Here is an 18,458-nt window from a genome sequence, read left to right as displayed (position 1 = left end):
CCACACCGGTGGTAGGATCGACGCTGATATCGGCCGGATCCACGGTAAGGCTATTACCGTTGCTGTCAGTAATGATGATGCTGTTGACGGTATTGCCAGGCTCTACTTGACCACTGAGCGGTACATTCGTGGCTTCGCTGTCACTGACCAGTTCATCACCACCATCGTCGAAGCTAATACTGTTTTCAGCATCGCCATTGCCCGGCGCCGTGGTATCAATGCTACCGTTGTCAGTGGCTTCGCCGCTATTACCGGCAGGATCCGTGACAGTCGCTTCTACTGTAATTTGTCCATCGGGTAAAGGGTTGGGGACTTCTATTTGGTAGTTGCCTTCGGGATCTACAATAGCTTCGATGGTTTGAGTGTCACCGTTACTGTCTGTAACCACTATGGTGACAACACTTCCCGCAGGGGCATCTGTTGTACCGGTAATGATTGGTGTCGAGTCATTGGTATTGTCTGGTGCATCAACGGTAATTGTTGGTGCTGTAATGTCTATGCTGCCCTCGTCATTTGCGCTGCCAGTGTTACCGGCAGGATCCGTAACTGTCGCATCCACGGTAATCGAGCCCTCAGGAAGTGGGCTGGGCACTTCAACTTGATAGTTACCCTCAGCATCGACAATAGCTTCAACAGTTTGGGTGTTGCCATCATTGTCGGTAATCACAATAGTGACGATACTGCCTTGCGGGGCGTCAGTCGTGCCGGTGATCAGTGGGGTTGTATCATTGGTCGCATCTGGTGCATCTACGGTGAGCGTTGGCGGAGTTAAATCGATATTACCATTGGCACTACCGTCTATTTGATTATTGTTTGGGTCAGTGACGATGACATCAACATCGATATTCCCTTCAGGTAGCGGATTTGGGACATCGGCGCTGAAGGTACCGTCTGGATTGACAGTGGTAATGATGACCTGTTGGTTACCATTAGTGTCTATCACTGTTATTTCAACTTGACTACCTGGGACGGCATTGGTTGTGCCTGAAATTGTGGGGGTTGTATCATTGGTTTGCGCTGGCACAAATACGCTAAGTACCAAGCCAGAATCATTAGTGATGGCGGTATCTAGTGGTTGATTATCAGTGCTTGTCGCGGCAAAGGTCGTCGTATCTGTGTCAAACCCAGCTGTGGCTAATGTTTCGGCGCCACTGCGACCAACCGAAATAAATCCATTATTTCCTTGTCCACCACCGGCATCACCAGCAGCCGTTTCAGGCAGTTCTGCCGTAGGATCTTCACCGGACTCAATGAGTTGTTGTAGTTGTTCGATTTCATTAAGGCTGGCGATATCGGCTTCACCAAAGCTTGATTCAGAATTATTGGGGGCACTCTCAACATCCATTTGAGCGCTATTGACCGTTGCCGTCGTGCCATCATCATAGGCAAATTCAATCGCGGTATTATTGGCTAAGGTTAGTTCAGAGCCTTGCGCTACACTGTCACCCACGCTAAGCGGTGTGTTTTTCCCAGCAACATCGGTTGTTACTTCGCCGTCTATAAATTTAAGCATCCCAGCTTTTGGTGAGACATAGATAGCCATATAAATCCCTCGAAAATGAAAGCATGTCGCGAGCCAGTTAGCGGCGAGAACAAATGCGCAACAATAGTATCAATGGAGTTTAGTTAGTTAACTTGATGTAGTCAAATTTATGGCGGTGTTGTAACATAATGTTTTTAAAGTATTTTGCTTCAACTTTAAAAGGTATATTGAAGCTCAAAAATCATTGCAATATACCCATGATTTATAAGTAATTATTCAGTATTGCATGTTTGGTGCTAGCTTAGCTATTGACGTGAGCACCCATGGCTTTATGAAAGCATTGTAATGCTTGTTGGTTGTGACCCTGTTGCTCATATACCTTAGCTAAATCAAGCCAGTTAGTTAAGTTATCAGGCTCTAATTGGCATAATTTGTTCAGTGTCTCAACGGCTGCCTTAATGTCTCTATTCTTCAGATGGATTTGAGTTAAGCATCGCTGGAAAGCGACATTATTTGTATATGACGTTGCCAGTTTCAGCAAGTGAGGCACTACTTTTGTATCGTCTATCTGGTAGCTGGTCATCAACTGTTCAAACAGCCGTGGTGATGCCTGATTATCGATGGACTTTAATAGCAGCTTAATTGCTTCGGCATGCTTGCCGCACGCTGACAATCCCTGGGCATAATGGCTGATGAGTTCTGGTTGCTGTCGCTGTTGGCGACTTAACCAGTGCCAGCACGCTTCAAGCTTGTTGAGATCGGATTGTGCGGCCTTGAGTAAGTGAGCGTGAATGCGGGTTTCCAACAGTTCATGCTGCTGATTATCAAGCACTTTTCGTTTTTTTAGTGCGGGTAATAAGAGCTTTAGTTCATCCCAAGCTTGGTGCTCGGTGAGTACCTCAAGCGCAATTTTCAAGACGGCTAAGCTACTTTTACTATCAGGCGATAGTGAATCGAGTTGCTGCTTAGCTTGTGCTATTTTACCTTGTTGCAACCAGTAACGAATTTGGCTAATGCTGGCCCCGAGCTTAGCTTCGGAGAATTCGCTGGCTTTTAGCAGGTAGTTATCTCGGGCCTGATAGTGCGCTTGCTTTTGCGCCGCGCGCGCTGCTGCAAAATAATTCACGGCTGGCCATTCACCTGCCATTGCGCCTTTCACCATTAATTTTTCTGCTTTTGCCCAGTCTTCTTCTGCCAAGGCTAATGCCGCAATATGGGTGTGTTTCTTAGCGGCTTGTTGACGCCAACGATTGGGTAAATAGCGGCTGCGAAAAATCATGCTTAATATACCGATGACAAACCATTCGAGCAGTTGTAAGGCCGCGACAAACACCACAATGGCTGCAATAGCAAAGATCAGACTGGTTTCTAATTGCCAATCCCCAAACGCAACGTAGACATAGCCAGTGTTACCTAAAATATACGGGCTAAGGCTTAAGCCGATAAGAATAATAACTAGATAAACAAGAGATCTAATCATTGGATGTCCTCGGCTGCTATAGGTAGCGATCCATAGTTGATCAGTTGCTTCAGCGGCAAGGTCGATTCAAGCTTGTCGAGATGCAAAGGGGTTAGCTGCAGTTTTTCCAGTGTTTCTAAGGTCGTCAGTGTTTTTGTCACTGAGGCTGAATTGAGGTCGTAATATTGTTTGATCCATAAGATCGCCATCTGTAATGACTGACGATAATTGAGTTGGTCATTGCGATAGAGAGCCAGCTGAGCTTGCAATAGCTTGGTGCGAATATTCTCGGTTAAGTACCAGCGCTGATCCGGGGATAACAGGGGGGTGATATCAGTATTTCTGTGGCTGATAGTCACAAAGTCTTGGGTTATCGCGTGCCAAGTTTTGGCTAAATTACTGCGCCAATCAGTTAATGATTCACTGAGTTCATTATCGGTTTCAGAGGCAGAGGCTTGCATTTTTGCTCGGTTCAACGGCAATGAATCTAATGATTCAATCACTTGACCTAAAGTGAAGGCAGTCCCGGTGATATCGACAGGTTGCATGGCCTTCATGGTAGCGATGTCTTTTGCCAAGGCCTTACGTAAGGGAATTAAGGCGGGATCATTCATGGCCGCAATGCGCTCATCGGCGGCGATGAGCAGTTGTTCCGCAGTCGCAGGGTCGCCTTCTAGCAATAATTTGCGCCCCGCCAGACCCGCTAAATATTGTGCTTCTGAAGCCATCCAGTGGTTAGGATTGCGCTGAGATAACGCCGAGACTTTTTGTGATAGCCGCTGTTGAGCATCTTGCAGTTGGGCCATTTGTTCAGCCGAGTGCTTGGTTGCTTTGAGTTGTTGCTGAAGCTGAACAATGGCAGCGCTTGGCTGAGTTAATTGTTGCTGGAGTTGCTGTTGATTTTGATCCAGTTGCGAGGTTAATGCGGCGCGTTGCAATGACAGTTGTTGATATAACCACCAAGAGACGCCCATCGCGGCAAGGCTAATCAGTAATAGCAGTAGCAGGCAAAACCATACTAATTTATTGGTGCCAGAATGGCGAGGGGTCGGCTGAGAGGCCATTGTTGGAGCGTCAGCAGGCGTACTGCTGTCTTCATGAGTCACTGTCTCGACGGTTTGACGAGCGTTCGCCTCGTGACTGCTTGCGGGCTCAACATGTTTCGGTTTGGTCTCAACCGGTGATTTTTCCATGAAAACAATCCTTGATGCGTAGATTGAACGATCCTCAGGCATCAAGGGGATGTTTACAGGGCTGCCAGCATGGCTTGGCTATGCGCCCCACCGGCGTTGGTGACCCTTAACATGCCTTTGGCGATAGCCTGGCTCTTGACTCGATTACTGGGCACTATGATATGACAAGCTTGTAGCCAAGGAAATAAATCTTTTGGCACCAAGGTGATAAGGTTATCAAGTACTGCGCCGCTGGTGATAACTATGGTATCTATTCCAAACTTTTTCCATGCTATGGCTGTCGCTGTGCCGTCGATGGCGGGGCATATACGTTGATAGACTTGCCAAAAATTAACCTGAGCACCCCGTTGCTTTAGTATGATGCCTAGGTCTTCTCGGCCACCATTACCTCTAACGATAACAATTTGCTTGCCAGCCACTTGCTGTAATTCAGGCAGTGCCAGTAATCCTTCCGTTTCTTGGCAATCATCAGGTGCTTGCAGCCCAGTGATACCGGCAGCGGTTAGGGCCTGCCAAGTTGCATTACCGACGGCAAAATATTGCTTATCACTGGGCCAAGGCTGGCCTAGCGCCTGCTGACCATAGATGACCGCATTGGTGCTGACAAAAATGATGACCTCAGCCGTTAGCACTTGCTCGGGAGTCAGTAAGTGTTGTTCCACTGGCGTTGGGGCAACCGCAAGCAATGGGGTGACTTGATGCTCAATCCCCATCGATGTCAGCACTTCTGCCATGGCTTGATTGCGGCCAAGAGGCCGCGTCAATAGCACTTTCATTAGGCTTGGGCGTAAACCGCATCTAAAATGGTTTTGGCGCCTTTTTCTAGCAGTTCATTGGCCAGATCGATTCCCATCTGCACCGCATCTTGCTTTTGGCCTGTCAGTTCGGCAGTGATAATTTGGCTGCCATCTGGGCTACCGACTAAACCGCGTAAATGCATGCTGTTGCCATCAATTACCGCGAAGGCGCCGATAGGTACTTGGCAGCCACCTTCTAGGCGAGTGTTCATCGCACGTTCAGCCAGCACGCGATAGCGAGTTTCTGAGTGCTCCAGCGGTGCCAGTAAAGCTTTAACTCGCTCGTCATCAGTGCGACATTCGATGCCAACGGCGCCCTGACCGTTGGCTGGCAATGATTCTTCGGTGCTAATAAAGCTCGCGATACGTTGTTCTAATTTAAGGCGGATAAGCCCTGCCGCCGCGAGGATGATGGCATCATATTCGCCATTATCGAGCTTGCCTAAACGGGTGCCAACGTTACCTCGCAGATCTTTGATCACTAAGTCAGGGCGGCGAGCGCGTAATTGGCACTGACGACGTAAGCTTGAGGTACCAACGATGGCACCTTGAGGCAGGTCATCAATCGTTGCGTAGCGGTTAGAAACAAACGCATCACGTGGATCTTCGCGTTCGCAAATGACTTCTAAACCTAAGCCTTCAGGAAATTCGACTGGCACATCTTTCATTGAGTGCACGGCAATATCGGCCTGATTTTCTAGCATGGCGACTTCGAGCTCTTTAACAAACAAACCTTTGCCACCCACCTTAGCTAATGGGGTGTCCAGAATGATGTCACCCTTGGTACTCATGGGTAATAGCTCAACGTGAAGGCCTGGGTGAATGCGCTCTAATTCAGCTTTGACAAATTCTGCCTGCCACATAGCCAAAGGGCTTTTACGGGTAGCAATACGGATGAGTTGTTGTGACATGCTTTCTATTCCATCAGGACAATTAATTTAGGCTAATGCTACCATCGTGGCTGGGGTGGTGTCAGGAGCTGCAACCGAATTCTTTGAAGTCGATAAAGCCTGAATGACCGATTCATGGTGACTTGGGTCACAAATATTTCATCCAGCGCATTAATCTTGTTAAAATACTGGCCAGAAATGTAGAGGTTCTATCATAGGGATTATTGATTGCAGACAAATGAGTTAGTTGATTCCATCGACCTCAAGCATAAAATTCAGTTGAGTGGGCGTTTAAATCGAGTGCGTTTAGCCAGAGCTAAAGCGCTGATGACACCGCTGCAACGTCAATTGCTGCACCTTATTCCTTGGTTATTTCATTATCACCATCCGCAATTGCCGGGCTTTAATGGTTCATTGACGCCTCATGGGGTTGAGGCGTATCAAGGGGGCGAGATTGAAGACAGTTTTGCCAAACTGCTCGATCTGTCAATGGCTAGTTTTGAGTCCAAAACCTTACCCGCGATTGCGGGCATTTACGCTATGGGTAGCACCGCGACCTTTGGCCAAAATAACCAGAGCGATCTCGATATTTGGCTGGTCATCGATCAGGAATTTACCGACACCCAAACTCAGTCGTTAATGGCGAAAGCCCACACTATTTGCCAGTGGTATGAAGGCTTTCAGTTAGATGTGAATTGTTACATTGTTCATGCGAATCAGTTTATTTTAAAGGGGCGTGGTCAGCGTCAATTATTAGCCAAAGAACACAGTGGTAATGTGCAACATTGGTTATTGCTGGAAGAGTTTTATCGCAATCATATTCATCTCGCGGGGCGGCCGGTTGCATGGTGGCCGCAAGCGCGGCACGACCCGAGTGTCTTGTACCTTGGCGATGTCTATCAATTGCCCGCCAGTGAGTATTTTGGCGCCAGCTTATGGCAGCTCTATAAAGGCTTGGTTAAGCCCCATAAGTCACTACTAAAAGTCATGTTGCTTGAAGCCTATGCCAGTGAATTCCCTCACACTTCGCTGATTAGCGAACAGGTGTGGCAAGGCCTGCTGCAAGGGGATTTTTCATCTGCAACTGACCCTTATTTATTGTTATATCAATGTATTGAAACATATTTACTCAAGCGACAAGACCTAAGGCGCCTCGAAATTGTGCGCCGTTGTTTCTATTTAAAGTGCGGGGTAACTCTCAGCAATACCAGCAATGGCAATGATTGGCGTTTTCATAAAATGCAGACGCTGGTCGAGGCTTGGGGCTGGGATCGAGACTTAATTGTGTTACTGGATAACTGTCATCAATGGGATAGTGTGCAGCTGCAATGGTTTAATCAGCAACTCAATGAAGTGATGTTGGAATGCTATCAGGTGTTATTGCAGTTTGCCTCGCGCCAACAATTGAACGAACGTTTACGCTTTAGTGAGCTCAATATGTTATCGCGTAAGCTCTCGACCTATTTTACTGAATCTAAACATCAAATTGTTAAGCTCAATATGTTGTGGAGTCAGTCAATTTGGGAGCCGCGTTTGACCATTGTTGGCGACCCTGGCAAATATCAATTGTGGCGAGGAGAGGGCGATGATGCCCAAGTGGTGTTTCGTGCCGACACAAAAACGGCATTAATTAGCTGGGCTTGTCTCAATGGCGTGGCAGATCAACGTACCCAATGGGTTCGTCAAGCCCATCGCTCAGATCCCAGCGTGTTAATCGACTACGCCAGCATATGCCGCACCTTGGTACAGACCATTGATACAGGACCGCGGCGCATTTCGGGCCGCGATTTATCTAAGCCCTGGTATTTCAGGCAGCTTATCTTCATTCTCAATATGGAAGATGACCCCACAGCGCGATGGCAAGGCCAAGAGATGATGGTGGATTACACCCAGTCCAACGTGTTCTCTTTGGGGCGTGTAAAGCAAAATATGCTGGCCAGTGTCGATGTGTTTAGCGTCAATAGTTGGGGCGAATGCCACTGTGTTCGATATTCTGGCAATAGCGCCATATTGGAAGCGCTGCATAAAGTGAGTCATGGATTGCGGCGTTCACCTGAACGAGTCAATTTAGCTGTTTTATGCCACAGTCAGCGTTTAAAAAATCAATTGAGTTTGGCGGTCAATTGTTTGCTGCAACAAACGGCTCGACTGAGCCATCATCAACAATCCACTTATTTAGTGCAATCGCTGCATTTAGGGGAATGCCATTATCGAATGGTATTTGGTAGTGATGGGATGCATTACCATCTCGCGTCCGATGCTGAATCATCACAGGATTACCTCAAGCCGCAGTTGCAGGAAATTCCACGACCGGATCTCGGCGAGCAGCCATTATCAGGCTTACCAATTGCGGCTAGAGAAATCGCCAGTTTTGGGGTAGTACAGTATTTTTTGCGCGATAGCCGTCAAGGTATCGACGTGTTTATATTAAACGACCAAAATGAATTAAGTCATTATGTGGAAACCCGATTAAACATGGTTACCTTAGTGCGTCATATCAGTGCTAAATCTATTTTTGATGATCAAGCCATGGCTGAATTAGGCTTTAATATGCCGCAATTTTATACCTTGGTGCAGGGGGCGGAGGAATTAGAGGTCATGCCTTTCGGTTTTTCCAATGATGAACTTAACGGCGAATTTTAATCGCCGTTAAGTGTGCACGCGGGCTTAAAAGCTCAGGTGGATATTGCTTTGGCGAGCGATAGACTTTTGAATAAAGGGCATAAATTCGCCAGAATCACTGCGGTTATCTAACCATTGGCCGTCGCGATATTCAAAATGGTGGCCACCAAAACGGGTTGCGACCCAAATCTGATGTAATGGCTCTTGTTTATTAATGACAATTTTCGAGCCATCTTCAAACTCTAGCTGCAGTACGCCGCCGCTGGCATCGATATCGACATCGGCATCGTCATTATCAATGGCGTTTTCTATGGCATTTTCAATTTGTTGAAACATTTCGTCAGCTAAACGGTGAAACTCTGTGTCTGTCATCGTCATGATTATCTGTCCTTTGCATTCTTGCTGATGAATGCGATTATAAGCGCATTCATGGACGCTGCACAGAAGTTGAGAAAAATGAGACTGTTTTTAATTGCATTGCTTGCTAGCCTATTCATCTCAGGCTGTGGCCAAAAAGGCCCGCTGTATAAAACTCCTGCTCCTGATGACAATCGACAACAAGAGCACGTTTCTCCACAGCAATAGACATTAAGGAAGTTGACGTTGGATCACTTTGGATATCGGGACGGCACCCTATTTGCCGAAGACGTCGCGGTCAAGGATATTGCCGCCGAGTTTGGCACGCCCTTGTATTTGTACTCCCGGGCAACATTAGAGCGTCATTGGCATGCGTTTGATACCGCGGTTGCAAGTCATCCGCATCTCATCTGTTATGCGGTCAAAGCCAATGCCAATATCGCGGTACTTAACGTGCTGGCACGATTAGGCAGTGGCTTTGATATCGTCTCTGGTGGTGAACTGGCGCGGGTTATCGAAGCCGGCGGTCGCCCCGATAAGGTGGTATTTTCTGGGGTGGGTAAAACCGTCGCTGAAATGCGCCAAGCCTTAAATTTAGGCATTCATTGCTTTAATGTTGAATCAGCCGCCGAGCTTGAGGTGCTCAATGCCGTCGCGGCTGAACTGGGACTAAAGGCGCCAATATCACTGCGAGTCAACCCCGATGTCGACGCTGGAACTCACCCTTATATTTCTACCGGGCTTAAAGAAAATAAATTTGGCATCGCCATGGAGCAGGCCGAGGCTATTTTCGAGCGCGCGAGCCAATTAAGCCATCTTCAGATCAAAGGCGTTGATTGCCACATTGGCTCGCAGTTAACCGAATTACAGCCGTTTCTGGATGCCATCGATAAGATGTTGGCATTAATCGATCGCCTTGCTGACAAGGGCATCGTTATCCAGCATTTGGATATCGGTGGTGGATTAGGTGTCACTTATGATAATGAAACCCCACCTCACCCAAATGATTATGCCAAAGCCTTATTGGCTAAGGTACAAGGTCGACCCTTGACCCTTATCCTAGAGCCTGGACGAGCCATTGCGGCGAATGCTGGCATATTCGTGACTGAGGTTTTATATCTCAAGCAAAATGCCGATAAGCGCTTTGCTATCGTCGATGGTGCCATGAATGACTTGATAAGACCGTCCTTGTATAGCGCATGGCAGAAAATCATTGAGGTTAGCCCCAATCATGACGTGCCAAGCCACGACTACGATGTGGTTGGTCCCGTGTGTGAAACAGGGGATTTTCTCGGTAAATCAAGGCCATTATCCATTAATCCCGGTGATTTGTTGGCGGTTCGCAGTGCCGGCGCCTACGGTTTTAGTATGTCTTCAAACTATAATTCCCGGCCTCGGGTCGCCGAGATTATGGTGGATGGTCAGCAAGTGCACCTTGTTCGACAACGAGAAAAGCGTGAGCAACTGTGGCAAGGCGAGCAGATCCTGCCGTAAACTAGCGATATTCAGCGACATTTAGTCGGTGCTGAGGCACCTAGCTAATTAAGGACAAAACTTTTGATCCATTTCACCAAGATGCACGGATTGGGCAATGACTTTATGGTGGTAGATGCCGTCACCCAAAATGTTTTTTTCTCACCCGATCAAATTCGTCGTTTAGCGGATCGCCACCAAGGGATAGGCTTTGATCAAATGTTGTTGGTGGAGCCGCCCTATGATCCTGATTTGGACTTCCATTACCGCATTTTCAATGCCGATGGCAGCGAAGTGGAGCAGTGCGGCAATGGTGCCCGTTGTTTTGCTCGGTTTGTGCGTAACAAGGGCTTGACCCATAAAAACAAAATTCGTGTGAGTACCACCGCCGGCAAAATGACCTTACGACTGGAGCGTGATGGCAATGTCACCGTTAATATGGGTGTGCCTAATCTAGAGCCGGCGCATATCCCTTTTAAAGCCAAGCGCGCAGAAAAAACCTATTTACTCATGACCGAGGCCCAAACCTTTTTATGTGGCGCCGCGTCATTAGGCAATCCTCATTGCGTATTGGATATTGACGATCTTGATGTTAACGATTTGGCGCATGTGGATGTAGACCGCATCGGTGCTTCGCTCACTAAACACGAGCGTTTTCCCAAGGGAGTCAATGTCGGCTTTATGCAAATCGTGAATACTGAACATATTAAATTACGGGTATATGAACGCGGCGCCGCCGAAACCATGGCCTGCGGAAGCGGTGCTTGTGCGGCGGTGGTTGTGGGTCAATTTCAGGGCAAACTTGCCAGCAAAGTCAAAGTCGATTTACCTGGGGGGAGCTTAATGATCCAATGGGATGGAGACGGTAAACCCTTGTGGATGACTGGACCTGCCGTCACAGTTTATGACGGACAAATTCAGTTATGAAAGAGTTGACTCTGCCCCCTGATGCATTATTTGATGACGCGCTCATCAAGGAATATTTACACGATAATCCTGATTTTTTTGAGCGTCATCCTGAGCTGTTAACGACCTTGCGGATCGCCCACGGTGAGCAAGGGACGGTGTCGTTGGTCGAACGTCGCCAGCAACTATTACGCACCAAGGTGAACCAGCTCGAAGAAGAAATTACTCGCTTAATGAGTATCGCTAGTCGCAATGAACGCATTTATCATCGCTTGAACGAGCTCTGTTTTGGGCTGCTTAGCTGCCAAGATATCGGCGAAGTGCGCCAACTACTGGCCAGCCATTTGCGTCAGCAATTTGGGTTTAGCCATGTTCGCTTAATCAGCGTGCAAGATGATGAAGGAGAATTAGCAAGGATATTGCGTACTCGCTTGGTCCATGGTCATTATTTTGGGCGACTGACGCAAAGTGAGTCCAAGCGTTTGTTTGGCAGCGAAGTCGGTTCGGTGTCTTTGAGCCTATTATCGGCCGAGTCAGGTCGCACCATCTTTGCGGTGGCCAGCCCCGATGCCATGCATTTTCATCCCGATATGGATCATTTGCTATTGGATCAATTAGTGCGTCTGCTCGACCATTTATTGCCGAGACTCTAGCATGACGAGCATTGCTTACTTCGATGAGTTCAGCCGGTACCTCGCGAGCGAGCGGCGTTTGTCTGACTATACCCTGCGTAATTACCAGTTCGAACTGAAGCGTTGCCAGCAAGACTTAGGCGATACTCCGCTGTGGCAGGCAAGCAGCAAGCAACTGCAATCATTGCTGGCCAAGCTTCACCGTCAAGGGCTCAACGCGCGCTCGTTGGCGTTAACCGTGAGTGCCCTCAAAGGCTTTTATGGCTTTTTATTAAAACGTGGCCACATCACCTTATCACCCGCCACCGCACTGAGCGCCCCCAAGCAAGCTAAAAGCTTACCTAAGAATTTAGATGCCGATGCGGTATCGCACTTACTCAGTGGTACGGGTGACGATCCCTTAAGTCTGCGAGACACGGCCATCATGGAATTATTTTACTCCAGTGGCTTACGTCTTGCGGAGTTAGCCGCACTGAATATCGAAGACATTCATGTCGAAGCGGCCAATGTCAGGGTCGTGGGCAAAGGCGATAAGATGCGGATAGTGCCCGTGGGTAAAATGGCGTTAGCCGCCATTGCCGCTTGGCTGACGGTCAGGATGAGTGACAATGAGGGCAGCGCCTTGTTTACCAGCATGAAAGGTCAGCGTTTATCCCGCCGCAGTATTCAAGCTCGACTGAAACTGCGAGGCCAGCATGCGCTCGATACCCCGTTGCACCCGCATAAGCTGAGGCATTCATTTGCGACTCATATGCTGGAATCCAGTGGTGATCTGCGCGCTGTGCAAGAGCTCTTAGGTCACAGTGATTTGGCCACGACTCAGATCTACACTCATGTGGATTTTCAGCACTTGGCCCAAGTGTATGATAGCGCTCATCCTCGGGCGAAAAAAAACGGCAATAACCAATGAAGATCTATCTGCGGCCGGCGCCTATCGCTGCGATAAGCTTTGATTTAGACGATACCTTGTACGATAACCGCCCGATCATTCGTCGCGCCCAAGGGGCACTCGATGACTACCTCTCGGCGCGATTTTCGGCCGCCAATCATTGGACTTACGGTGATTGGTTACGACTCAAAGCCACGGTTATTTCAGCCAACCCTAGCTTAGAGCACGATGTCACTGCGGCGCGAGCAGCCACTTTAACCATGGCATTGACTCAATGGGGAGTTGCGAATGTTGCCGCCGAAGTTGCCAGTGCCATGGCGGTATTTATGCATCATCGCAGTGACTTTCGCGTCTCAACGGCAGTGATCGAACTGCTGCAGCAACTCAGTCAACATTACCCCTTGGTGGGGATCACCAATGGCAATGTGGATTATCGTGCTATCGGTTTAGAGCCAGTATTGAGTTTTGTCTTGCATCCCTCACACACTCTCGCCAAAAAGCCCGCCGCCGACATGTTCAATGAAGCTTGTCGGCGCCTCAATATCCACCGTTCACAGTTGCTGCATGTGGGAGATCATCCCCAATCAGACGTCGAGGGGGCTCGTTTGGCTCAGTGCCAAAGCGTGTGGTTAAGCCCAGCGTTTGGCGGTAAACAGCGCGCAGCCCCAAGTTTACTGCCTCAACTGCAAATAGCTGATCTCATGGATTTAGCGCAATTACTGCCTTAACTCACTGCAGCTTAAGCATTGTGCGAGAGAACTTGAGCAAGCACGGTGCAGTTTTCCACCTGTAGGTGTCAGCTTAAAGTGAGTTATCGTCAGAAGATTGAGCGGTTTTCGCCTGAAGTAGCATCCGAGCAACTTGCTCATGGCTAGCACGCATATCGGCATCATTGATGCGAAAATAGCTGCCCGAGTAGGCGTCTTCGCCAATGTAAATTGGCCGATATTGCAAGGGGGCTTGTGGGACTCGAATACGAATAAGGCTTTTGCCTTGAATGCTAATTAATTGAATATCGTTAGGTGATAAAAGGTTGTGGCTGATGTAGCGCTTATCATTAAAACGTTGCCACAAGTGTTCGAGCATGGGATCGGGTTTGGGGATCCCTTCGAGAGTAAATTGGCCATTGAGCTCTCGCACCCCCAAGATAATCTCACCGCCAATGGTATTGGCAAATGCGCTATAGGTCTCCCACATATCTTCGGGCACCTTGCCTTGACCATCACGGCCTCTGGCTAGCTTAAACTCCACTTGAACTGATTCGGCTAGCTCGTCGATATTATCTAACGCATAGGTATGAAAGGGCATGACAAGACTCCAGTCTGAGTAAGCCTAACATAGCGTCTTTGCCGCTGGCTGACCAGTGAAGGTTTCTGATCCGTACCAGCACTTTGGGACACCTTGCTAAGTGAGTACAATCGCTTAACTAAGTGAATAATGTCAACAAAGAAAGTCCGCAAAACACATACCGCTGAATTGTTCTGGTCAAATCCCATCGGACACTTAATTTTGAGACAGTATGGTCAATAAATTAAGAGGTCTATATGAGTTTAAAAAAATCACATTAGAGTTATCCGAAGGCATTTAAAGATGAAGCCGTCTTGATGGTGCTAGAGCAAGGTTATAGCGTTGCCGATGCGGCAAAGTCTCTTGGAGTTAGCACGAGCCTGCTTTACATTGACCAGGTCACTAGCTAATAAATAGCAATTCTTGGTATGTACTGTAAGAGGAATAGTGGGAGAGGCAATCAAGATAAATTCTAATGCGAGTAGCTTGCTGTGTATGGGTTTAAATGTGGGTTCATTAAAACAAAACGGGCTTATCATTGCGGATAAGCCCGTTTTGTTACAATCACTTAGACATTAAGTCTTAGTTCATGCCGTATTTTCTAATCTGTGTTTTTTCTTGTTCGGGCTTATTCTGCCTCCTATTTAAAACTTGCTATTTTTTAGTATCTTAGCGAGACTCTTGTTCGTGTTTGTTTAAGCTGGTTTTTCTTCGTTAACCAATCCGTGTGTAGCACGGTGTGTAGCACGGTGTGTAGCGCGGAACGTGGCAGGGCAAGGGTTCATATGGGCGTTATTAATAAACTATCAGACACATTCTTACGTAAAGTTTCCGGTAAGCCTTACACCGGAAAATCAGTTATTTCTGATGGCGATGGCTTAGCTGTACGTATTTCGAAAACGGGTGTTATTGGTTGAGTGTTTCGTTACAGATTGGGTGGCCGCGAAACCAACCCTAAGTGGGCAAGCTTGGGTAAGTACCCAGAAACCTCAATCAAACAAGCAAGAGATAAGCGCGATCAGTGCCGCGAATGGCTGGATAATGACAAAGACCCAAGTGTCGAGTTAGCGCTGGCTAAAGTTGTTCGCAAAGAAGCTGTGACAGTTAAAGAGGCGCTTGAATATTGGCTGGTGGAATATGCCACCGATAACCGTAAAAATGTTGCTAAGCATAGGGCGCAATTTGCACGGCATTTGTACCCGTACATAGGTAAGTACCCGTTAGATAAAACGACTAAGCCTCAGTGGCTAGCCTGTTTCGACCGAATTAGAAAAGGCATACCTAATGAGCAAAGGGCGGCACCTGTTGCAGCAGGGCAAGTCTTACAAGGGGCGAAGCAAGCGCTGCTGTTTTGCCGTAAGCGGGAATATGCCTCCAGCTATGTGATTGATGACTTAACTATCACTGATGTTGGTAGTAAGCAGAAAAAGCGCGATAGGGTGCTTACAGAAGCTGAACTACAAGATGTGATCAATCAAGTCAAAGCCGGTGAGCATCAAGAGTATTATAACAACCTTATTTGGCTGTTGATTATCTTTGGTGCGCGTACACAAGAGGTGCGTTTGTCTTCTTGGGATGAATGGGACTTTGATAAAGGCTTGTGGACAGTCCCTAAAGCTAACAGCAAAACCGATGAGCTAATTATCCGGCCAATACCGCCGAGATTGTACTCGTGGTTAAAGCAGCTTAAGGCTAAAAATCAGAAGTCAGGCTATCTGCTTGGACAGTTAAAAAGCCCTGAGTCGGTTAGCGTTTACGGTGGAAAAATCTGGGAAAAGCTAAAGCATGAGAAGAAGTGGACCTTGCATGATTTAAGGCGAACCCTTGCGACTCGGCTTAACGACTTAGGCATTCCACCTCATGTTGTAGAGCACCTATTAGGCCACTCAGTCTCGGGTGTGGCAGGGATCTACAACCGTAGTCACTATATCAATGAGAAGAAGATAGCGCTTGATAAGTGGCTCGATGAGATACAGGGTGAGGCTGTTGTGGAGAGTGAGAAGGCTTTGTAATTTGTCTTGTCACTTTTTTGTTTTTATCTGCTGTAGCGCGTAAATTAGTTTTAACGGCTCTAGCAGGTAAAGTTGGTTTTACCTGTTTTAGCGTGTAAAGCTTGATTTACCTGTTATGGCGTGTAAAGTTAGGGAGGGATCGAGTGCATAGGTGGGCCAATCATGAAGGTGACAAACTCAAAACAGCTTAGTGCGTATTTAAAAGATGCGCGATTGAACATGAAGCTGTCGCAAAGCAAAGTGGGCAATAAGGTTGGTATTCGTCAGGATACAGTCTCAAGCTTTGAGCAAAACCCTGACTCTACGAAATTAGAAACGCTGTTTAAGATCTTATCTGCACTTAATCTTGAGTTAGATATCAAGGTTAGAAATCCCGAGCTGGCCCATTCTAATGTGAAAGATAAGCCTCTTGATGATCAAGCCCAAGCCACTGCTCAAAACCAAGAGTGGAAGGAGGAGTGGTAATGGCTGTACTCGATATTTATATGAATGGCTATCTGGTGGGGGAGTTCACCAAGTCGACAACAGGTTCCCACTTGTTTGAGTACGCACCGCAGTGGTTAGAGATACAAGGTAGTCGTCCAATCTCCTTATCTATGCCACTTCGAAAGCAAGTGTACAAAGGCGATGAAGTGTATAACTTCTTTGATAACCTATTACCTGACAATATTGAAGTGAGAAACCGGATTGTTGCTCGTCACAATGCTCAATCGACACAAGCATTCGATCTACTGAGTAAAGTTGGACAAGACAGTGTTGGTGCATTGCAGCTAGTACCGCATGGGCAAGCGCCTTTTGAAGTTAAAAAGATTGAAGCCAAACCTTTATCTGATGAGGCATTGGAAAAGGTACTAAAAGGTTACCAGTCAGACATTCCATTGGGCATGTTAAATGATGAAGATGATTTTCGGATCTCCATTGCGGGCGCGCAGGAAAAGACAGCCTTACTTAATCTGGATGGCCAGTGGAAACTCCCTATAAAAGCAACACCCACAACGCATATTATTAAATTGCCTATTGGTGATATACAGAGCCATTCATATCGGATTGATATGTCTGATAGCGTTGAAAACGAATACCTTTGCATGATGATAGTCAGGGAGTTTGGCTTAGCAGTACCACATTGCTCAATAATCAAAGTGGGCGATATAAAGGCACTTGCAGTAGACAGGTTTGACCGTAAGTTATCAAGTGATGGCCAATGGATTATGCGCTTACCGCAAGAGGATTTTTGCCAGACATTAAATGTCCCGCCCGCTAAAAAATATGAAAGCCATGGTGGTCCCGGTATTGAACAGATCATGCCTTATCTAGTGGGCTCTACCAATGCAGATCAGGATAGGCTTGATTTTATGAAGTCTCAGGTCTTATTTTGGTTGCTAGCCGCGACAGATGGTCACGCTAAAAACTTTTCGTTATTTATTGATGCTGGTGGTGGTTATCGGTTAACGCCCTTTTACGACATCATATCCATGTACCCAGTGATAGGTGGTAAGGGGCTCAATATTCGAGATGCTAAGCTTGCTATGGGGCTTAAGGCCAGTAAAGGTAAGAAGTATTCGATAGCACAGATTTTTCCGAGGCATTTTATTCAAACGGCAAAGGCTGTTGGTTTTGATACTGATGTCATGGCTGCCATCTTGATAGAAATAGAAGCTAGAGTCGATGAGGTCATTGACAAGGTTAAAGCTCAGCTACCAGAAGACTTTCCATCACATATTAGGGAGTCGATTCTTGATGGCTTAAAGGATCGGTCGCAGCGATTGAAGGATTTTGAGTGATATGTTTAGAAAGACAGGTCGTGGATTCATCCGTGGTTAAAGCAGCTTAAGGCTAAAAATCAGAAGTCAGGCTATCTGCTTGGGGCAGTTAAAGAGCCCTGAGTCGGTATATAAATGAGAAGATAATAGCGCTTGATAAGTGGCTCGATGAGATACAGGGAGAGGGTGTTGTGGAGGGGGAGAAGGCTTTGTAGTTTGTCTTAGTTGACGAGCAACTTTATAGCTGCTCGTCTGGACAATTATTTATATGGATTACAACAAGCTCTCACATGCTGGACACTTGATGTTTAATGGCTCCATAGGCATTTGCGAGTGATATGACCAATAGTCACCATTTTTGATAAGTCGCGTATTACAACTGTAGCAATGGTTATACACTGTAAAGTGTTTGCACTCATCACATTCATACCAAGCAGACCTTTGATTTCCTGTATTTGTGTCTTTCCTAGTTAGTTGATGTGAGCCGCAAGCAATACAAAAGTTTACAGACTCAACATCATCAGGGCTGCCCGCTAATGAGTTATCTTCAATACCATACTGCAAGAACATCCCAGGGGCAGATCATGAACGTTTTTTGCCCAATGGCAAATCAAAATTGACCTAATGAGCTAGCTGTGATCTTATGCTCCTCTTTTGAGGAGTTGCCATGAATATAGATACCATCAAAGAGCATTTCA

Annotated in this window: 17 protein-coding genes and 1 pseudogene; 11 read left to right on the top strand and 7 right to left on the bottom strand. The window is 47.0% G+C overall.

Features of this window, described 5'->3' with window-relative positions:
- The 5 genes from KU855_RS16700 to hemC all read right to left on the bottom strand — a co-directional run.
- Nucleotides 1-1,543, bottom strand: a 1,543-nt coding sequence (locus KU855_RS16700; RefSeq protein WP_218531770.1) for a retention module-containing protein, incomplete at its 3' end; no start/stop codon positions are given.
- A gap of 241 nt (nucleotides 1,544-1,784) precedes the next feature.
- Entirely contained in the window at nucleotides 1,785-2,963 is a 1,179-nt protein-coding gene (locus KU855_RS16695; protein ID WP_218531766.1) for a heme biosynthesis HemY N-terminal domain-containing protein, read from the bottom strand.
- The gene (locus tag KU855_RS16690) at nucleotides 2,960-4,135 is read right to left on the bottom strand and encodes a uroporphyrinogen-III C-methyltransferase (RefSeq protein ID WP_218531764.1); all 1,176 of its coding nucleotides are present in this window, start codon (nucleotides 4,133-4,135) and stop codon (nucleotides 2,960-2,962) included. Before KU855_RS16690 ends, KU855_RS16695 begins: the two co-directional genes overlap by 4 nt.
- Nucleotides 4,136-4,188: 53 nt before the next feature.
- A complete protein-coding gene (locus KU855_RS16685; RefSeq protein ID WP_218531760.1) occupies nucleotides 4,189-4,911 on the bottom strand; it encodes a uroporphyrinogen-III synthase in 723 nt (240 codons plus the stop codon).
- Nucleotides 4,911-5,843, bottom strand: coding sequence for a hydroxymethylbilane synthase (gene hemC, locus KU855_RS16680; protein ID WP_218531759.1), 933 nt, complete (start codon nucleotides 5,841-5,843; stop codon nucleotides 4,911-4,913). Before hemC ends, KU855_RS16685 begins: the two co-directional genes overlap by 1 nt.
- 207 nt (nucleotides 5,844-6,050) lie before the next feature.
- Here hemC and KU855_RS16675 point away from each other — a divergent pair, with 207 nt between their 5' ends.
- Nucleotides 6,051-8,465 (top strand): class I adenylate cyclase, encoded by a 2,415-nt coding sequence (locus tag KU855_RS16675; RefSeq protein WP_256261096.1) that lies wholly within the window; start codon nucleotides 6,051-6,053, stop codon nucleotides 8,463-8,465.
- Between the two features lie 24 nt (nucleotides 8,466-8,489).
- Here KU855_RS16675 and cyaY read toward each other — a convergent pair whose 3' ends face one another.
- Nucleotides 8,490-8,822 (bottom strand): iron donor protein CyaY, encoded by a 333-nt coding sequence (cyaY, locus tag KU855_RS16670; protein WP_218531753.1) that lies wholly within the window; start codon nucleotides 8,820-8,822, stop codon nucleotides 8,490-8,492.
- 27 nt (nucleotides 8,823-8,849) lie between these two features.
- Here cyaY and KU855_RS16665 point away from each other — a divergent pair, with 27 nt between their 5' ends.
- The 6 genes from KU855_RS16665 (at nucleotide 8,850) to KU855_RS16640 (ending at nucleotide 13,429) form a co-directional block, all read left to right on the top strand.
- Nucleotides 8,850-9,029, top strand: a complete 180-nt coding sequence (locus tag KU855_RS16665) for a lipoprotein (RefSeq protein ID WP_371316386.1) — start codon at nucleotides 8,850-8,852, stop codon at nucleotides 9,027-9,029.
- Between the two features lie 18 nt (nucleotides 9,030-9,047).
- A complete protein-coding gene (lysA, locus tag KU855_RS16660) occupies nucleotides 9,048-10,295 on the top strand; it encodes a diaminopimelate decarboxylase (protein WP_218531746.1) in 1,248 nt (415 codons plus the stop codon).
- A 63-nt stretch (nucleotides 10,296-10,358) separates the two neighbouring features.
- Nucleotides 10,359-11,201, top strand: a complete 843-nt coding sequence (gene dapF / locus KU855_RS16655) for a diaminopimelate epimerase (RefSeq protein ID WP_218531740.1) — start codon at nucleotides 10,359-10,361, stop codon at nucleotides 11,199-11,201.
- Entirely contained in the window at nucleotides 11,198-11,833 is a 636-nt protein-coding gene (locus tag KU855_RS16650; RefSeq protein ID WP_218531736.1) for a DUF484 family protein, read from the top strand. The genes dapF and KU855_RS16650 overlap by 4 nt, the downstream gene beginning before the upstream one ends.
- A gap of 1 nt (nucleotide 11,834) precedes the next feature.
- Entirely contained in the window at nucleotides 11,835-12,722 is an 888-nt protein-coding gene (locus KU855_RS16645) for a tyrosine recombinase XerC (RefSeq protein ID WP_218531734.1), read from the top strand.
- Nucleotides 12,719-13,429, top strand: coding sequence for an HAD-IA family hydrolase (locus KU855_RS16640; RefSeq protein WP_218531732.1), 711 nt, complete (start codon nucleotides 12,719-12,721; stop codon nucleotides 13,427-13,429). Before KU855_RS16645 ends, KU855_RS16640 begins: the two co-directional genes overlap by 4 nt.
- 73 nt (nucleotides 13,430-13,502) lie before the next feature.
- Here the strand turns inward: KU855_RS16640 and KU855_RS16635 are convergent, their stop codons facing one another.
- Complete coding sequence (locus tag KU855_RS16635) at nucleotides 13,503-14,009, bottom strand: helix-turn-helix domain-containing protein (protein ID WP_218531730.1); 507 nt, start codon at nucleotides 14,007-14,009, stop codon at nucleotides 13,503-13,505.
- Between the two features lie 236 nt (nucleotides 14,010-14,245).
- On the opposite strand from KU855_RS16635, the pseudogene KU855_RS16630 reads away from it, so the two are divergent.
- The 4 genes and pseudogenes from KU855_RS16630 to KU855_RS16615 form a co-directional block, all read left to right on the top strand.
- Nucleotides 14,246-14,377, top strand: a pseudogene (locus KU855_RS16630) (transposase); the annotation flags it as partial.
- Nucleotides 14,378-14,905: 528 nt separating this feature from the next.
- Nucleotides 14,906-16,000 (top strand): site-specific integrase, encoded by a 1,095-nt coding sequence (locus KU855_RS16625; protein WP_218531729.1) that lies wholly within the window; start codon nucleotides 14,906-14,908, stop codon nucleotides 15,998-16,000.
- A 162-nt stretch (nucleotides 16,001-16,162) separates the two neighbouring features.
- Nucleotides 16,163-16,465: a helix-turn-helix domain-containing protein gene (locus KU855_RS16620; RefSeq protein ID WP_218531727.1), complete on the top strand. Its 303-nt coding sequence runs from the start codon at nucleotides 16,163-16,165 to the stop codon at nucleotides 16,463-16,465.
- The gene (locus KU855_RS16615) at nucleotides 16,465-17,781 is read left to right on the top strand and encodes a type II toxin-antitoxin system HipA family toxin (protein WP_218531725.1); all 1,317 of its coding nucleotides are present in this window, start codon (nucleotides 16,465-16,467) and stop codon (nucleotides 17,779-17,781) included. The genes KU855_RS16620 and KU855_RS16615 overlap by 1 nt, the downstream gene beginning before the upstream one ends.
- The last annotated feature ends 677 nt before the right edge of the window (nucleotides 17,782-18,458 follow it).

Source organism: Shewanella sp. NIFS-20-20, assembly GCF_019209865.1.
GTDB lineage: Bacteria > Pseudomonadota > Gammaproteobacteria > Enterobacterales > Shewanellaceae > Shewanella.
The sequence above is the reverse complement of the archived record's forward strand: the minus strand, read 5'-3'. Positions and strand labels throughout refer to the sequence as shown.

Coding starts and splice junctions, on each gene's coding strand:
- KU855_RS16695 (WP_218531766.1), bottom strand. CDS start 2,963: ATGATTAGATCTCTTGTTTATCTAGTTATTATTCTTATCGGCTTAAGC.
- KU855_RS16690 (WP_218531764.1), bottom strand. CDS start 4,135: ATGGAAAAATCACCGGTTGAGACCAAACCGAAACATGTTGAGCCCGCA.
- KU855_RS16685 (WP_218531760.1), bottom strand. CDS start 4,911: ATGAAAGTGCTATTGACGCGGCCTCTTGGCCGCAATCAAGCCATGGCA.
- hemC (WP_218531759.1), bottom strand. CDS start 5,843: ATGTCACAACAACTCATCCGTATTGCTACCCGTAAAAGCCCTTTGGCT.
- cyaY (WP_218531753.1), bottom strand. CDS start 8,822: ATGACGATGACAGACACAGAGTTTCACCGTTTAGCTGACGAAATGTTT.
- KU855_RS16665 (WP_371316386.1), top strand. CDS start 8,850: ATGAATGCGATTATAAGCGCATTCATGGACGCTGCACAGAAGTTGAGA.
- KU855_RS16650 (WP_218531736.1), top strand. CDS start 11,198: ATGAAAGAGTTGACTCTGCCCCCTGATGCATTATTTGATGACGCGCTC.
- KU855_RS16645 (WP_218531734.1), top strand. CDS start 11,835: ATGACGAGCATTGCTTACTTCGATGAGTTCAGCCGGTACCTCGCGAGC.
- KU855_RS16640 (WP_218531732.1), top strand. CDS start 12,719: ATGAAGATCTATCTGCGGCCGGCGCCTATCGCTGCGATAAGCTTTGAT.
- KU855_RS16635 (WP_218531730.1), bottom strand. CDS start 14,009: ATGCCCTTTCATACCTATGCGTTAGATAATATCGACGAGCTAGCCGAA.
- KU855_RS16620 (WP_218531727.1), top strand. CDS start 16,163: ATGAAGGTGACAAACTCAAAACAGCTTAGTGCGTATTTAAAAGATGCG.
- KU855_RS16615 (WP_218531725.1), top strand. CDS start 16,465: ATGGCTGTACTCGATATTTATATGAATGGCTATCTGGTGGGGGAGTTC.